Source organism: Collinsella sp. LCP19S3_F2, from assembly GCF_052121015.1.
Taxonomy (GTDB): Bacteria; Actinomycetota; Coriobacteriia; order Coriobacteriales; family Coriobacteriaceae; genus Collinsella.
The window spans coordinates 194,531-210,491 of record NZ_JBQKFA010000001.1 but is presented as its reverse complement, the minus strand read 5'-3'; the positions used below and the strand labels follow the sequence as shown (position 1 = coordinate 210,491).

Annotated in this window: 12 protein-coding genes; 7 read left to right on the top strand and 5 right to left on the bottom strand. The window is 59.8% G+C overall.

The genetic code is table 11. The annotated features are described in order from the left end of the window. Nucleotides 1–13: 13 nt before the first annotated feature. Together ACTQX9_RS00935 and ACTQX9_RS00930 are read left to right on the top strand one after the other, a co-directional pair. Nucleotides 14–778, top strand: a complete 765-nt coding sequence (locus ACTQX9_RS00935; protein WP_117840240.1) for an amino acid ABC transporter ATP-binding protein — start codon at nt 14–16, stop codon at nt 776–778. 87 nt (nt 779–865) lie between these two features. Continuing rightward, nucleotides 866–1,675 carry a gamma-glutamyl-gamma-aminobutyrate hydrolase family protein gene (locus ACTQX9_RS00930; protein ID WP_427728070.1) on the top strand — a complete coding sequence of 270 codons (810 nt, stop codon included), beginning with the start codon at nt 866–868 and terminating at the stop codon, nt 1,673–1,675. A 70-nt stretch (nt 1,676–1,745) separates the two neighbouring features. Here the strand turns inward: ACTQX9_RS00930 and ACTQX9_RS00925 are convergent, their stop codons facing one another. Together ACTQX9_RS00925 and ACTQX9_RS00920 are read right to left on the bottom strand one after the other, a co-directional pair. Then, nucleotides 1,746–3,626, bottom strand: coding sequence for a diguanylate cyclase (locus tag ACTQX9_RS00925; protein WP_441540244.1), 1,881 nt, complete (start codon nt 3,624–3,626; stop codon nt 1,746–1,748). 208 nt (nt 3,627–3,834) lie between these two features. Beyond that, on the bottom strand, nt 3,835–4,632 hold the full coding sequence (locus ACTQX9_RS00920; protein WP_441540243.1) for an alpha/beta fold hydrolase: 798 nt from the start codon (nt 4,630–4,632) through the stop codon (nt 3,835–3,837). A 236-nt stretch (nt 4,633–4,868) separates the two neighbouring features. Here ACTQX9_RS00920 and ACTQX9_RS00915 point away from each other — a divergent pair, with 236 nt between their 5' ends. From ACTQX9_RS00915 to ACTQX9_RS00905, 3 genes are all read left to right on the top strand, one after another. Further along, entirely contained in the window at nt 4,869–5,645 is a 777-nt protein-coding gene (locus tag ACTQX9_RS00915) for a radical SAM protein (RefSeq protein WP_441540242.1), read from the top strand. Nucleotides 5,646–5,814: 169 nt separating this feature from the next. Next, the gene (map, locus tag ACTQX9_RS00910; protein ID WP_427718214.1) at nt 5,815–6,702 is read left to right on the top strand and encodes a type I methionyl aminopeptidase; all 888 of its coding nucleotides are present in this window, start codon (nt 5,815–5,817) and stop codon (nt 6,700–6,702) included. Nucleotides 6,703–6,825: 123 nt separating this feature from the next. Next, a complete protein-coding gene (locus ACTQX9_RS00905) occupies nt 6,826–7,767 on the top strand; it encodes a D-2-hydroxyacid dehydrogenase (RefSeq protein ID WP_441540241.1) in 942 nt (313 codons plus the stop codon). Nucleotides 7,768–8,052: 285 nt separating this feature from the next. Here the strand turns inward: ACTQX9_RS00905 and ACTQX9_RS00900 are convergent, their stop codons facing one another. Then, nucleotides 8,053–9,438 carry a M18 family aminopeptidase gene (locus ACTQX9_RS00900; RefSeq protein WP_441540240.1) on the bottom strand — a complete coding sequence of 462 codons (1,386 nt, stop codon included), beginning with the start codon at nt 9,436–9,438 and terminating at the stop codon, nt 8,053–8,055. A 161-nt stretch (nt 9,439–9,599) separates the two neighbouring features. On the opposite strand from ACTQX9_RS00900, the gene ACTQX9_RS00895 reads away from it, so the two are divergent. Next, on the top strand, nt 9,600–10,685 hold the full coding sequence (locus ACTQX9_RS00895; RefSeq protein WP_441540239.1) for a carcinine hydrolase/isopenicillin-N N-acyltransferase family protein: 1,086 nt from the start codon (nt 9,600–9,602) through the stop codon (nt 10,683–10,685). Nucleotides 10,686–10,825: 140 nt separating this feature from the next. After that, the gene (locus tag ACTQX9_RS00890; RefSeq protein ID WP_154514896.1) at nt 10,826–11,905 is read left to right on the top strand and encodes a 6-phosphofructokinase; all 1,080 of its coding nucleotides are present in this window, start codon (nt 10,826–10,828) and stop codon (nt 11,903–11,905) included. 513 nt (nt 11,906–12,418) lie between these two features. On the opposite strand, the gene ACTQX9_RS00885 is transcribed toward ACTQX9_RS00890, so the two are convergent. Both ACTQX9_RS00885 and ACTQX9_RS00880 read right to left on the bottom strand, forming a co-directional pair. Continuing rightward, nucleotides 12,419–15,184 carry an FtsX-like permease family protein gene (locus ACTQX9_RS00885; RefSeq protein ID WP_441540238.1) on the bottom strand — a complete coding sequence of 922 codons (2,766 nt, stop codon included), beginning with the start codon at nt 15,182–15,184 and terminating at the stop codon, nt 12,419–12,421. 5 nt (nt 15,185–15,189) lie between these two features. Continuing rightward, on the bottom strand, nt 15,190–15,891 hold the full coding sequence (locus ACTQX9_RS00880; protein WP_427718202.1) for an ABC transporter ATP-binding protein: 702 nt from the start codon (nt 15,889–15,891) through the stop codon (nt 15,190–15,192). Between the last annotated feature and the right edge of the window lie 70 nt (nt 15,892–15,961).

Genomic DNA, 15,961 nt, shown 5'->3' with positions numbered 1-15,961 from the left:
GGAGCCGAGCACCATGGCACAGAGCACCTCTTCCACCGGCAATCAGCCGCTGATCGAGCTCAAGCACGTCGATAAGCACTATGGCGATCTGCACGTCCTCAACGACATCAATCTCTCAGTCGACCGCGGCGAGGTCGTCGTCGTGATCGGCCCCTCGGGCTCGGGCAAGTCGACCATGTGCCGAACCATCAACCGCTTGGAAACCATCGACTCGGGCGAGATCCTCATCGAGGGCGAGCCCCTGCCGCAGGAAGGCAAGGACCTTGCCCGTATGCGTGCCGAGCTGGGCATGGTGTTTCAGCAGTTCAACCTGTTCGCACATATGACCGTGCTGCAGAACGTCATGCTGGGACCGGTCGACGTGCTGGGCGTCTCCAAGGACGAGGCCCGCGAGCGCGCCATGGACCTGCTGGGCCGCGTGGGCGTGGCCGAGCAGGCCGATAAGGTGCCCGCACAGCTCTCGGGCGGCCAGCAGCAGCGCGTAGCCATCGCCCGCTCGCTTGCCATGCAACCCAAGGCCATGCTTTTTGATGAGCCCACGAGCGCCCTTGACCCCGAGATGATCAACGAGGTGCTCGAGGTCATGGTCCGTCTGGCCCAGCAGGGCATGACGATGATCGTCATTACGCACGAGATGAACTTTGCCCGCCGCGTGGCCGACCGCGTCGTGTTTATGGCCGACGGCCAAATCGTGGAAACCGGCACGCCCGACGAGTTCTTCGACCACCCCCAGACCAAGCGCGCCCAGGACTTCCTCAACTCCATCAAGGGCCACTAACCAGCAACCCCGTGGGACAAATCCATTGAAAGTGTTGTCCCACGTCTCTCATGCGCCCTGTCACCTTCAGATTCGAAAGCAGCACCCATGATCGGAACACGTACTTCCTCGTCCTATACCCCGCACGTCGACGTTGCCCCCGCCGACCGCCCGCTCATCCTGGTGGCGCCGCGTTGGGAAGAGGCAAAGCCGTTTTTAAGCGAGACGCTCTCCCCCAACGAGGAAATCGCCAGTGTCTTTGTCGATGCCATCCTTGCCGCCGGCGGCCTGCCGCTGCAGATGTCCATCACCGAGGACATTGATGTTATCCGTCATTACGTCGATATCGCCGACGGCATCGCCATTCCCGGCGGCCCCGATGTCAATCCCAAACGTTGGGGCGATGATCGACCCTACGACCCCACCCTCTGCTGCGAGATCCGCGATAGCTTTGAGTTTAAGCTGGTCGACGAGGTGCTCCGCGCCAAAAAGCCGCTCTTTACCACCTGCCGCGGCACGCAGCTGCTCAATGTCGCCACCGGCGGCACCCTGTGCATGGACGTACCGAGCCTGGGCGCGCGCGAGGGCCGCACGCAGTGGCGCCATACCCACGTGCTCAACGACCCCGTGCATCCCGTCGAGGTCGTGCCGGGCTCGCTTCTGGAGCGCGCGGTTGGCGGGCACAGGCTTATCCAGACCAACTCCGCACACCACTGCTGCGTCGAGCGTCTGGGTAAGAGCACGCGCTTGGTCGCCAAGGCAACCGACGGCGTTCCCGAGTGCATCGAAGTCGAAGGCCAGCCTTTCTGCCTGGGCGTGCAATGGCATCCCGAGTACACCTGGCAGACGCTCGAGACCGACTTTAACCTGTGGAAGTCGTTTGTCGAGGCGGCGGCCAAGGTAAAGCAGGCCCGCTAGTTCGCGAACCGCACAACAGATAAGGAAGCCCCGCCGGCCACATGGTCCGACGGGGCTTCCCTTTGCCTAGCTAAACCGAAGGGAACGCGACAACGTCCGCAGGACGCTCCAGCGTCTCGGCAATGCGATCGCGCACTTCGAGCAGACACTCGATAAGCAGCGGATTGAAAGCGCCGCACTCACCGTCCAGAATCATCCGAATCGCCTCTTCTTGCGAAATGGCGTCCTTGTACACACGCACGCTCGTCAACGCATCGTACACATCGGCCACCGAGACCACCTGAGCGGCAATGGGGATATCGTCGCCCTTAAGACCGTCAGGATAGCCCGTACCATCCCAACGTTCATGATGCCAGCGGGCGATTTGGTACGCATAGTCCAAAAGGGCACTTCCTTCATGGTTTCTGCCCAGATTGTGCAGCATGTCGGCGCCAATGGTAGTATGCGTCTTCATTATTTCAAACTCTTCGGGCGTCAGACGTCCGGGCTTGTTGAGAATCGCATCGTCGATCGACATCTTGCCGATATCGTTCAGCGCCGACGCCAACGCAATCGAAGAACGCTCCTCGTTGCCAAGAGAGTACTTGTCGCTCCGTCGCGCCAAGTCGCCAAGCAGCAGCTCAGTCAACTTCTCGATATGCGTGACATGCCTGCCGCTTTCGCCATTACGGACTTCCATGACGCTCGCCATGATGTCGACGAGTATACGGCTGTTATTGACGCGCGCATTGTACTGCTGCGACAGCAGACTCGTCAGACGACGCTGTTTGGCATACAGTCGAATAATATTGTTGACGCGACGACGCACAATGCGGTCATCGAACGGGCGACTGATATAGTCCGAGGCGCCCAAATCGTAAGCACGTAACACCACGTCGTCGGTATCTTCGCTCGAGATCATAATAACAGGTAGGCTATCGAGGGCTGCCTGACGCGAAAGCTCGGCCAGCACCTCACAGCCGCTCATGTCCGACATGACAATATCGAGCAGCACGAGGGACAGGTCGCCACCATAACGGTCAACCGCATCGAGCGTGGCGCGACCGCTATCGGCTTCTAGAATGCGATAGTCGTCCTTGAGCATCTCACCGAGGATGGACCGGCTCACTTTGGAATCGTCGGCAATCAGCACCAGGGGCTTTTGGCTCCTGATCGTCTCGCTTGCATCGGCATCCGTCACAACCGTGCCGCGTCTGATCTTCGCACGATTCGAGAGAGTGGCTGCGCGATGCACGCCTTCCTCGATCGTCTCACCGCTCACACGAACGCCGCTCGCACAGGCCGATAGGTCGATCTCCTCATTCCCCGGTACAACAGCAGAGCGAATGGCCTCCGACACATGGCGCAAGCGGCGAGCAAAATCATCGGGGGCAATATCGGGCATGACGACCACAAACTCGTCGCAATCATAGCGCACAAGCAGATCGGTCGAGTGAATGTTATCGCGTATAACGGCCGCGACGACGCCAAGCACCAAATCGCCGGCACGATGGCCATAAGCGTCGTTGACCATCTTAAAATCATCGAGGTCAACGATCGCCACGCCACCGGATACATGGTGCGTGCGGAGTCTTTCATCAAAGTAGCGACGATTGCGAACGCCCGTCACCACATCGGTGTAGGCCGCCTCCTCATCTGCCACCTCTTGCTCATTGACCGGGCGTGCCACAAGTAAAACGCGTCGCTCGCCTTCAACCGTCACGGGACGCGCGGAAGCACAGTATTCGATACCGTCGCCCGTCAGTCGCTCAGACACTTCATCGGAACCCCCGAGCACCTTGAGACAAACCTGACGCAAGCAAGGGCACTGATCGCCAAAGAACAGGCAGTTATGCTCGTTATTAATCTGTTCGGCAGAAAGCAGGCGCACCACGGGGTAAATCTTCTCGACACGGGCGACCTTGGCGGCGGCCTCGCTGTCGGTAAGATTACCCCCATATTTATTGAGCATATACGGCCTTTTCCGTCGTTGGCCTGGCAACGGTACGTCCGTTAAACGTTACTAGAGTAACATCTTGCAGAGCAGGCAGGTGCACAATTGTTGTAATATTTTTAATAGCAATAGAATGGGTCAATTACCTCTGCGAACACGCAGCTCAAGATTGATTTATTGCAGGACACCAATGTTTATTGATTCTCCTGTATGAGTCACCGACGCATCAGCGTCTTAGAATGGCGCGGACGGCGTTGGCGGCTGCGACCGGTCGATCTCGAAGACCGTTATGCGCGCCCGGAATTGTTACAACGGGGCAGCCCAGTAACTCCGCAGCCGCTCGTGAACCTGCCGCGCGGGACGTATCGGCCGAAAGCTCTCCCAAGCAGACGGCGGCAACGGTTTTTGATGCGCGAACTCGATCCCAATCGGGACCATACGTCATGACAAGTCCATACTCGTTCGCCATAAAGCCACGTCCATTGCGCATAGCATATTTGGCTTCCGCTTTGGTTATACCGGGAGCTTCAGGATCGGGGTCTCCAATAGCGCCCAAGAAGACCCTCAGCGCCCTCGAAACTTTCCCCGCCGCAACCATCTCGAGCAAAACCGGGGCTGCGCCCAAGCCAACGCCCTCGCCTGTCACGGCCGGCTCATGCAAAATCGCAGACGACACTGCCGCCGCATCCGCATGAAGGAGCTCAAGGGCAACGAGCGTGCCAGCGCTGTGCGCGAGGACATTTGCCGGGGCGCCGGCATGTTGGATAACAGCTCGCAGGTCGGCAGCCTGAACTGCCAGATCGTAGCGCCCGTCTGCCGCATCGTCGCTCTCGCCGCAACCACGGCGGTCATAGGCAATGACGCGATAGCCACAGGCGAGCTCGCGGGCGATGCCGTCAAAAAATGTGCCGTCGACGCACGCACCGTGCACGCACACCAAGGCGGGCGCATCGGACGATACATCCGGGCCGGCATACTCGCGGCAGGCAATCGTGGTGCCCGCATTTTCGACCGTAAAATCCATGTTGTGATCCTATCGTCAACGCCATCAGGCCGCACCGAGGTGCGACTTGGACAGTCTGGCGCTATGTTGCGCATACTTAAATGCGTTTACTGTACCCGACTCGCACCCTTTCATGATAGGGTTCCGAAAACTCACCAGGCTGCACAGTTTCGGCTTAGACAACAGTGTCCAGACCCGCGATTGGCACGGGGGCCAATGCTATGCTTAAGTGCAACTGTCCCGAGGAGCATATGCCTATGTCTACGTTTTTGAATGCCAGCCCCATCTTTGGGCCCGTCCGCAGCCGACGCCTTAGACTCTCGCTCGGCGTCAACATGATGCCTGCCAGCGGCAAGATTTGCACCTTTGACTGCATTTACTGCGAAAACGGACTCAACGCCGAACGCCCCTGCCACGAGCCACACAACACGGCTGCCGTGGTGCTCGACGCACTCGAAGCCAAACTACGCGAGATGACAGTCGAGGGTGAGCTGCCCGATGTAATCACGTTTGCCGGCAACGGCGAGCCCACCGCCGCACCGGAGTTCCCGCAGGCTATCGCCGGCGCTGTCGCGCTTCGCGACCAGTTGGCCCCGAACACCAAGATTGCCGTGCTTTCCAACGGCACGCGCGCCGACCGTCCCCAGGTGCATGATGCGCTCATGATGGTCGACGACAACATCCTCAAGCTCGATACGGTCGATCCGGCATTTATCCAGCTGCTCGACCAGCCCGTTGGTCCCTACGACGTCGAGCACCAGATCGAGACGTTCGCGAGCTTTGAGGGCCACGTTATCATTCAGACGCTATTCCTAACCGGCGAGTACCAAGGCAAGTCTATTGACAACACGGGCGACGAATACGTCGGCCCTTGGCTTGCGGCGCTCGAGCGCATTCGTCCGCAGGAGGCGACCATCTACACGGTGGCGCGCGAGACACCAGTCGCCGGCCTTGCTAAAGCGGCTCCCGAGGCGCTCGACGCGATTGCCGCACGCGTGCGCGCCCTCGGCATCCCCTGCCAGGTGAGTTACTAGCACCCGTCTGCCCAAGAGCAGCTAATTTGGGACGGGGCTTTTTTGACTGCTTTTGGGAGCGATATGGGCGGCGCAAGGCCGCGCGGACAAAAGCAGTCAAAAAAGCCCCGTCCCAAATTAGCTGCTCTGCGGGTGGGCTATACTAGCTGCGAATGAAAGGAAGTTAGCCATGTATGACAAAGGACCCGTACCCGGCCGCAACGACGCTTGCTGGTGCGGCAGCGGCAAAAAATACAAGAAATGTCACAGCTCCTTTGATGAGCGCCTCGAGCGCCTATGGGAAGAGGGCTGGAACGTCCTGCCCCGCACGCTCTATAAGACGCCTGCCGATATCGAGGGCATCAAGCGCTCGGCCGCCATCAACGTTGGCGTGCTCGATTATGTGGGCGAGCATATCACCGCGGGCATGACCACCAACCAGATCGACCAGATGATCTACGACTACACCGTCGAGCATGGTGGAACGCCGGCCGACCTCAACTACGAGGGCTACCCCAAGAGCGTGTGCACCTCGATCAATGACGTAGTCTGCCACGGCATTCCCTGCGATACGGACGTACTGCACGAGGGCGACATCATCAACGTGGACTGCTCAACGATCTTAGACGGCTATTTTAGCGACTCGAGCCGCATGTTCTGCATCGGCAAGGTCTCGGCCGAGCGCCAGCGCTTGGTCGACGTCACCCGCGCCAGCGTGGAGGCGGGTCTGGCAGCCGTCAAGCCGTGGCTGCCGCTCTCCGTGATGGCCGAGGCCGTACAAAAGACGGTCGAGGACGCCGGCTTTAGCGTGGTGCGCGAGTACGGTGGCCACGGCATTGGCAAGGAGTTCCACGAGGACCCGTTTGTGGGCTTTACCACCGAGGCGCCCGACGTGGACACTATCATGGTTCCGGGCATGGTCTTTACTATCGAGCCCATGGTCAACGCCGGAGCACCCGACATTAAGATTAGCAAGGGCGATGGGTGGTGCGTGCGCACCAAGGACGGCAGCGACTCGGCCCAGTGCGAGGTACAGCTCGTGGTGACCGAGGACGGCTACGATCTGCTGAGCTGGTAGCCGTAGATGCGCCAGATGCTGACGGGCACGCTCGTCTTGCCTCCGGCGTTTTATTTGAACGTTTTGCCTGATAAAACCTGCCAAAATAAACCTGTCCCTTTTTGGCAGGTTGAGCGGAGAGGAATGCTTGTGAACATCCTGGTTTTGCTGCCCGTCAACGACCGCCATCGTGCAATTCTTGAGTCGAGCGCTCCGGGCGAGGATTTTATCTACACGAGCGCCGGCGACATCACGCGCGAACAGGTCGCCGATGCCGACGTGATCCTGGGCAACATCGACCCTGGCATGCTCACGGCATGCGACCATCTCCAGCTGTTGCAATTGCAGACTGCCGGCTATGACGACTACCTTGCCGCCGGCACCGTGCCGGCTGAAGCCAAGCTGTCTTGCTCGATCGGCGCCTACGGTCAGGCCGTGAGCGAGCACATGTTTGCCATGGTCCTTTCCATGATGAAGCGCCTGCCCGGCTATCACGACTTGCAGCGCGAGCATCGCTGGGAGGATTTGGGGCCGGTCACCTCGCTCAAAAACGCCAACGTGCTGGTGCTGGGCGCAGGCGATATCGGTGGCCACTTTGCCACGCTCTGCCGCAGCATGGGTGCGCACGTCCGCGGCATCAAGCGCCATCCGCTCGTCTACCCCATTGTGTTTGAGGACATGGACGGCATGGATGCCCTGTCTGAGCGCCTGGCAGAGGCCGACATCGTCGCATCCTTTATGCCCAGCACGCCCGAGACCCGCGGCCTGGCGAACGCCGAGTTCTTCGCCGCGATGAAACCGGGCGCGTTCTTTGCCAACGGCGGCCGCGGCGATCTTGTGGTCGCCGACGACCTGGTTGCCGCTCTGGAATCGGGGCATCTCGCCGGCGCCGCGGTCGACGTCACCGATCCCGAGCCGCTGCCCGCCACAAGCCCGCTGTGGGATGCACCCAACATGCTCATCACGCCGCATGTCTCGGGCTGGTTCCACCTGGCCGCCACGCTCAATAACGTGGTCGACATCGCCGCGGAGAATCTGCGTCACCTGCTGGCCGGCGAAACTTTACGTTGTTGGATTGAGCATTAGATTGTTCCGGCGTTTTACCAAACGCCGGAACCCCTCGACGCTGCGAGCCCGCCGTTTTGCCAATCTGCCGTTCAATTTCAAAGGCGCGACCAGAAGGTCAGCGCCTTTTCATTTCACGGCACCTTGGCTCAAACGGCGGGCTCTCGCTGACTTTTGCTCTACCTGCGGCGGTTCCGCTGGCGTCGGCTTCATCTGCAAGCCTTAGCAGCTCCGTCTTACCGTTGACATTGCGGCATTTGCCCAGATAAAACCTGCCAAAATAAACCCGTCCTTTTTTGGCAGGTTTTAAAGCTCCACACTTTCGGCACCGTTGATGTTTAGGTCGCGCTCGTAGAAAGCCGTGAGGGCGCGGATCGCGTACATCACGTCGCGCACGCCACCGGTCTCGTAGCTCGAGTGCATGGCCAGCTGCGGCAGGCCCACGTCCACGGCGTGCATGCTCGCCTGCATATTGGACAGATTGCCGAGCGTGGAGCCACCCGCCATATCGCTCTTGTTGGCAAAGGCTTGCGTGGGCACGTCTGCGTCATCGCAGATGGCCTGGAACACTGCGCGGCTAAAGGCATCGGTGCAGTAGTGCTGGTTGGCGGCTTCCTTGATGACGATACCGCCGTTGAGCACGACCTGGTTGTGGGCATCGCACTTCTCGGCGTGGTTGGGATGCACGGCGTGCGCGTTGTCGCAGCTCACGAGCATCGAGGCGGCAAGCGCACGGTGGTACGACTCGTCATCAAAGCCCAGCGACCCGTTAATGCGACGCAACGCATCGGCCAAGAACGTCGACATGGCGCCCTGCTTGGTCTCGGAGCCAACCTCCTCGTTGTCGAAGCAGCAAAAGACCGAGATGTCATGCGCATTCTCGGCGCCCAAAAATGCCTGCAGCGAGGTGTAGGCGCAGGCTAGGTCGTCGAGCTTGGGCGTCGAGATAAACTCGTCGGCCCAGCCCCAAATGCGCGCGTCCTGACGATTGACCAGGAACAGATCGCGGCCCAAAATCTGCTCGGGCTCGACGTCCAGTTCGTCGGCGATCAGAGCATCAAAGTCGCCCTGCTTAAGCTCGCCGGCGCTGATGAGCGGGCACAGGTCGACAGCGCGGTTGGGTGCAAAGCCCTCATTGACGCAACGGTTCATATGGATAGCAAGGCTCGGAATGATAGCGACCTCGCGCTCGGTGGCAAGCAGGCGGCTCTCAATACGGTCGCCCTCGCGCACCAGCACGCGTCCAGCCAGCGCCAACGGGCGATCGAACCAGGTGTAGTCGATCATGCCGCCGTAGGCCTCGGTGTTCAGGCGCAGCGTCTCGCCCGCGCCGTCAAGCTCGGGCACGGCCTTGACCTTAAACGTCGGAGAATCGCTGTGCGACGCCGTGAGCTGAAAATGATAGTCGCCGGCAACGCCGTCCTCGCCCCACGTCGCGGCCAGGTCCTCGCCCACCTTAAAGGCGATAACGCTTGAGGTGTTGCGCTGCGTGTAATAACGCCCGCCCGGCTCGATATCCCACGCCGCATTCTCGGGCAGGTAGGTAAAGCCCGCCTCGTCGAGCTCGGCCATAATGGTCGCCGCCGTATGGAACATGCTGGGGCACGCCTCGATAAAGTCGATAAGGTCGTTGGCGGCCTCGATATCGTCGGCCGTCACATGCGCGCGTTCGGGCGTTTCCTGATCCGTCATGCTCTCCCCTTTCGCTGGGTTGATGGTCCCCTCCAGCATACCCCGCCACGCCAGCGCCGCACTCTTCATTCCATGTTTAATCCCGTGCCACTCACCAGGTTGAGCCATCATGCCCGCGCTCCTTTTGCGATAATTACGCTAACAGGACGAGAGGAGCCGTCATGAAGCCACGTAACATTGCCATCGCCTGCGGTGTCGCGGGAGTCGCCGTCGGCCTTGCCGCTGCCACCGGTATCGTTTACCGCAAGCAAATCAAGTCCGCCGCGTCGCTCAAACGCTTGACCGGCTACGCGGATGGCTATGACCTGTACGAAATCGACATTGCCTACGACTACGATCTTGATCGCATCATCGCCGCTGGCGTGCGCGACGACCAGGCCTACATCGATGCCGTGGTGGCGCAGGTGCTGCCCGGTGTGCCGGCACATGTCCAGGCTCCCCAGTTTGCCTGCAGCGCTTTTGTCGCCGTAGATGCCGAAGGCCGCGTGCGCACCGGTCGCAATTACGACTTTAAGGACGACACCTCGGCGCTGCTGGTGCGCAATCACCCACGCGGCGGCTATGCCTCCATCGGGTTTGCCGCCCTTAACAACCTGGGCGATAACACTCCGCTTGACTCCGTCGCCGGACGCGCCGCCGCACTCATGGGTCCGTTTGCCCAGCTCGACGGTGTTAACGAATGCGGCGTTTCCGTTGCCGTACTCACCCTTGATTCCAAGCCCTGTGACCAGGACACGCAACGCCCTGTCATCAATACCTCGCTCGCCATCCGTCTGGTGCTCGACCGTGCCGCCACCACGCAAGAAGCTGTCGACCTGCTTTCCGCCTACGACATGCACGCCATGGCAGGACGCGATTATCACTTCTTTATCAACGACGCCACCGGTGACGCGCGCGTAGCAGAGTGGGATCCGCACTATCCGGACCGCGCTTTCAAAGCGACTCCTGTACGCCAGGTTACGAACTTCTACCCCTGCTATGGCGACGAAGTGCTGCCCAACCAAAAGAACGGCGAGCTGGGCCATGGTAAAGAGCGCGCCGTCGCAATTGCCGATGTCCTTGACGCCCATGTCGGTGCCCAGGACGAAACGATTGCCTGGGAAGCCCTGCGCGCCGCAGCGCAAGAGCCCAATCCGGAAGACATCACCAGCAATACGCAATGGTCGGTCGTCTTTGACAATACCGAACCCGCCGCCGCTATTACGCTGCGCCGCCACTGGGGCGACGTCGACGCCTTCGCACTGTAAGGAGCCAGGCCCGTCGACCTTACGCTCGCCTGACGTTGTTTACATTTCTATACGCTTGAGCTAACACGTTTTACCCCCGTATCAACAGTGTGCGGGGGTAAACTTATGCGCATGTTATAACTTGCCCGGAAGGATTCATCATGCTTAGGATCGGTCTTCTTACCAGTGGCGGCGACTGTCAGGCGCTCAACGCCACCATGCGCGGCATCGTCAAAACGCTTATGACCAATAGCGAAGAACCTATCGAGATCTATGGTTTTGAGGACGGCTACCAGGGCCTTATCTACAGCAGGTTCCGCGTCATGACGCCCGCCGATTTTAGCGGTATCCTCACCCGCGGCGGCACCATTTTGGGCACGAGCCGCACGCCGTTCAAGCGCCTGGACATTCCCGAGGCCGACGGTGTCGAGAAGGTGCCTGCGATGGTCCACACCTATCACAAGCTGCAACTCGACTGCCTGTTTATGCTGGGCGGCAACGGCTCCACCAAGACTGCCAACCGCCTGCGCGAAGAGGGCCTCAACGTTATCGCTCTGCCCAAGACCATCGATAACGACACCTGGGGCACCGAAATGACGTTTGGCTTTACGAGCGCCATCGACGTCGCCACCAAGTGCATCGACGACATCCACACCACCGCCTCGAGTCACGGCCGCGTGTTCGTTATCGAGATCATGGGCCACAAGGTTGGCTGGATCCCGCTGTACGCCGGCGTCGCGGGCGGTGCGGACGTCATCCTGATTCCCGAGATTCCCTACGACATGGGTAACGTCATCAAGACCATCGAGCATCGCATGGAGACCGGCAGCCGCTTTACGATCGTGGCCGTCGCCGAGGGCGCTATCTCCAAGGAGGACGCGGCGCTGCCCAAGAAGGAGTACAAGAAGAAGCTTGCCGAGCGCACGAGTCCGTCGATTGTCTACGACATTGCCAAGGAAATCGAGGCCAAGACCGGTCGCGAGACCCGCGTCGCCATCCCCGGCCACACGCAGCGCGGCGGTCAGCCCGACGCCCAGGACCGCATCTTTGCGACCCAGTGCGGCGTTGAGGCGGCACTGGGCTGCCTACGCGGCGAGTTTGGCTACATGATTGCCCTGCGTGACGGCAAGATGTGCCACATGCCGCTCGAGGAGGTCGCCGGCAAGCTCAAGTTTGTCGATCCCCAGAGCGACCTGGTACGCGAGGCCAAGGCGCTGGGCATCAGCTTCGGCGACGAATAGCCTCGGCCGAAATCCATCCCATCGGGCCCTCCGACCCCGCCCGACGTATTTCGATTTGGCTCCTCCCTTGACTCCGTCAAAGGTCGCCAATCGAAATCGTCGGTCGGGGTCGGAGGGCCCTGCGTTTACATGCTCGCCGAGGCTATTCGTCTTCTTGCTGCGGGTGCCTAGGGCAGGAGGCGCCGTGCATTTTTGGGAGTTTTCAGCAGCCGAGGGTGCCTGCATACTGAATTTTGGGCGAAAGGCAGGCGCCATGGGCCGCATCTTGTAAAAACGAGCGGCTCTTGAGGCGTTGGGAGCTCAGAATCAGGGCTTTCAGCGCAGTTTTGTGTGCCCGCTCCCATACTCGTGGACTCCGGAATGCTGAATTCTCCGGAATTTGCACGCCGCCCCTGGGGGTACCTGCGGGTAAAAAGCAACCGCCCCGCCAAAATATGCATTCTGCGGGGCGGTTTATGCAATAAAGCGACTGCGACACGTCACAGCTCGCTACAACTTGAATCCAAGAACAGGTTACTCGGCGCTCTTGAGGGCACCGACCATGTCAATCTTGTTGAGGGTTCGGTTGGTGGCGAGGTTGACGATAATCGTAAAGCCAAACGAAAGCACCACAGCGAGCACGAAACTCAGCGGCTCGACCTCAACATCAAAGTACAGCGACGGCATCTGAAGAACGTACGTAAAGCTCTCGGCAAGCAGGCCACCCAGCGGCACGCCCAGTGCGGTACCAATCGCCGTAAGGATCAACGTCTCCTTATTGACGTAGTGGTGCACCTCGCCACGGCGGAAGCCCAGCACCTTGATGGTCGCCAGCTCGCGTTCGCGCTCCGAAATATTCGTATTAGACAGCGTAAACACCACCACAAACGACAGGCACGCCGCCATAAAGGTCACAAGCACTACGACCGAATTGGTAATCGTAAAGATCGCCTCATTGTTCTCCCAATGCTCGGCCGTACTCGAAATCGTAAGCCAACCGTCACTCTTAAGCTTCTTGCTAAACGCAATCTGGTCGGTCGACGAGCCCTTAAGCAGCACAAAGATGCCGTTAAGACGCGCGCTTCGGCCGAACGCGCGCTCATAGGTGCCCTGCGTCATATAAAGTGTGTTGCCCAGATAATTGAGCGAGATATCGCTAACCTTGACCTTGGTAACATTGAGCGACGAATCCTGGACCTGCGCCGTATCGCCCGGCTGAATCCCCAGCACCAGCTGTGAACTCTTGCTTAAATACACGTCCCCGTCACGCAGGGCGAGCGGTTCTTTGGACTCATCCTCCAGGCGCACGTAATCGTCCAGGTCATTCGTGCGGTCGTCGGGAATCACAATGAGCTGTACGGTCTCGCTCTTACCGCCAAACGTAAAGGTGACGTTGTCGGTCATAATCGGCAGGGTCGAGGTCACGCGCACGCCGGAGTCGCTGGCCGCGCTACGCTCTTCCAGCGCCGCACACGTCTGAGCATAGTCATCGGGATTGGCGACCACCAGCAAGTCATAGCGCGTGATGTGCCCGTGCTGTTTGGGCGAAAGCGCCACCGTCGTATCGCGGATGCCCATACCGCAGATCACGAGCGCCGTGCAGCCGGCGATACCGAAGATGGTCATAAAGGCACGTTTTTTGTAGCGGAACAGGTTACGCGCTGCCACCTTGTTCAAAAAGCCCATGCGGCGCCAAATAAAGCCGATGCGCTCAAGCAAGATGCGCGAGCCGGCTCGCGGGGCCTTGGGACGCATAAGCGAGGCTGGGGTCTCGGCCATCTCGTGGCGGCAGGCGATAATCGTGGCACCCACCACGCCCACGGCAAACAGCGCCACCGAGACGATCGAGGACACGATGTCGTACGAAAGCAGCATCTGGGGCAGTGAGTACATGTCATCGAACACCGTAAACAGGAACAGCGGCAACCCCACAAATCCGAAGATGTTGCCGAGTACGCCGCCGAACAGACATGCCCACAGCGAGTAGTCCACGTATTTGGACAGGATTCGCCCGCGTGAATAGCCGAGCGCCTTGTACAGGCCAATGAGCGTGCGCTCCTCCTCGACCATACGAGTAGCGGTGGTAAGGCTGATGAGCACGGCTACGACAAAGAAAATAAATGGGAAAACCGTGGCGATGGCCTCAATCGAAGAGCTATCGCTCTCGACGCTTGAGTAGCTTGCGATGTTACCGCGATCCTGGATGTACCAAGTGCATTCGCCCAGATCGGAAAGCTCGGCGCGTGCATCGGCAAACTGCTGGTCGGTGGCGGCGCGGCGCTGGTCCAAATCGGCCTGAGCCCGAGCGCGCTCCTCACTGCCCTGGGGCATGCGGTTGATGTTGTCCTGCTCAATCCCAAAGAGCATATTCGCCTGGCGCTCGGAGGCATCCAAGCTTGCCGGCGCGTCGACCGTCAGCTCTTGGGCGCGCACCTTCTCACGCTCGTCGCGAATCTTCTCGATATTACCCTTGACCTCGTTGATCTTTGTCGTGTAGGCATCTGAATAGGAGTTGAGGCTCTTGGCTCCCTCGACGATCACGTGGACCGCGGAGTAGGAAGAAGATGTCGCGGCATCCTCGCTCACATAGAACTTATAGTCCGCAGCCGAAGCAGCGCGAAAGGCGTTGACTGTCGAGTCGGAGCTCACATCAGTAGGATCGAGGACCTCGGCCGTAATGGTGTAATCACCCGCGGCAAACTGGTCCTTGGCGCTTTGGTTCGACGAGCTCGCGTCATTGGCGGCAAAACTCACCGTGTCGCCGAGCTTTTTGCCCGAAGCCTTCAGGAACTTCGAAGTCACCGCGACCTCGCCGGCACTCTCGGGCAAATCGCCGCTCACCAGCACCGGTTGATCGATATTCTTCCTGGAAAGGCTCTGCACGACTACACGCTCGCGCGTGGTACCCACGGCGGTGTAGGCGGTCTCGGTGTAGATGCCCTCGGCCGTCTCGACGCCGTCGACCTCTTGAATGGCCGCAAGATCGTCGCGCGTAAGGCCATAGGTCGACTGCACGTTAATGTCATAGACATTCTGCTGGTCAAAATAGACGTCGACCGAATCGCGCAGATCCTCGCAGCCCGCCTTAAGACCGCACATCACGCTCACGCCGAGCGCGGTGATCACGACGATAGACAAGAAGCGTTTGAGGCTGCCGCGAATCGTACGGTAAACACCGCGGCGAAACACCGTCGGCACCATGTCGTTTGAACTTTGGGCAGTGCGGTAGGTCGTAAAATCCTGCTCGCGCTCCGTGTTCTGCGCGTCGCGGCGTTGGCTGTTTTGGCGATCTTGGTCCATGGGCGCTACCACTCGATCGTCTCGATAGGCACGGGATTTTGCTGGACCGTCTCGCTCTCCACACGACCGCTCTTAAAGCAGATCAGGCGATCGGCCATGGGCGCGAGCGCGGAGTTATGGGTGATGATAATGACCGTGATGCCCTGCTTGCGGCAGGTATCCTGCAGCAGCTGCAAGATCTGCTTGCCGGTTTTGTAGTCGAGCGCGCCCGTGGGCTCATCGCACAGGAGCAGCTTGGGGTTCTTGGCCAGTGCGCGGGCGATGGACACGCGCTGCTGCTCGCCGCCCGAAAGCTGCGCGGGGAAGTTGGCGAGGCGCTCGCCCAGGCCAACCTGGCGAAGTGTCTGTTCGGCATCGAACGAATCGGGGCAGATTTGCGCCGCAAGCTCGACGTTTTCGAGCGCCGTCAGGTTGGGAACCAGGTTATAGAACTGGAAGACAAAGCCGACGTCAGCGCGGCGGTATTCCACGAGCTGCGCCTCATTGGCGGAACTCACGTCGCGCCCATCCACCGTTACGGTGCCGGAAGTCGCCGTATCCATGCCGCCCAGAATGTTGAGCGCCGTGGTCTTGCCGGCACCCGAAGCACCCAGGATAATGGCGAGCTCACCGCGCTCGACCGTAAAACTCGCGCCATCGAGCGCGTGAATGCGGGCGTCACCCTCGCCGTATGCTTTGACGACGTCCTTGAATTCGATATAAGCCATCGATTAATTCCCATCTGGTCGGATAACTCTTTAGTATTACCCATTTCGCACCGACCAAAAAGGGACAGGT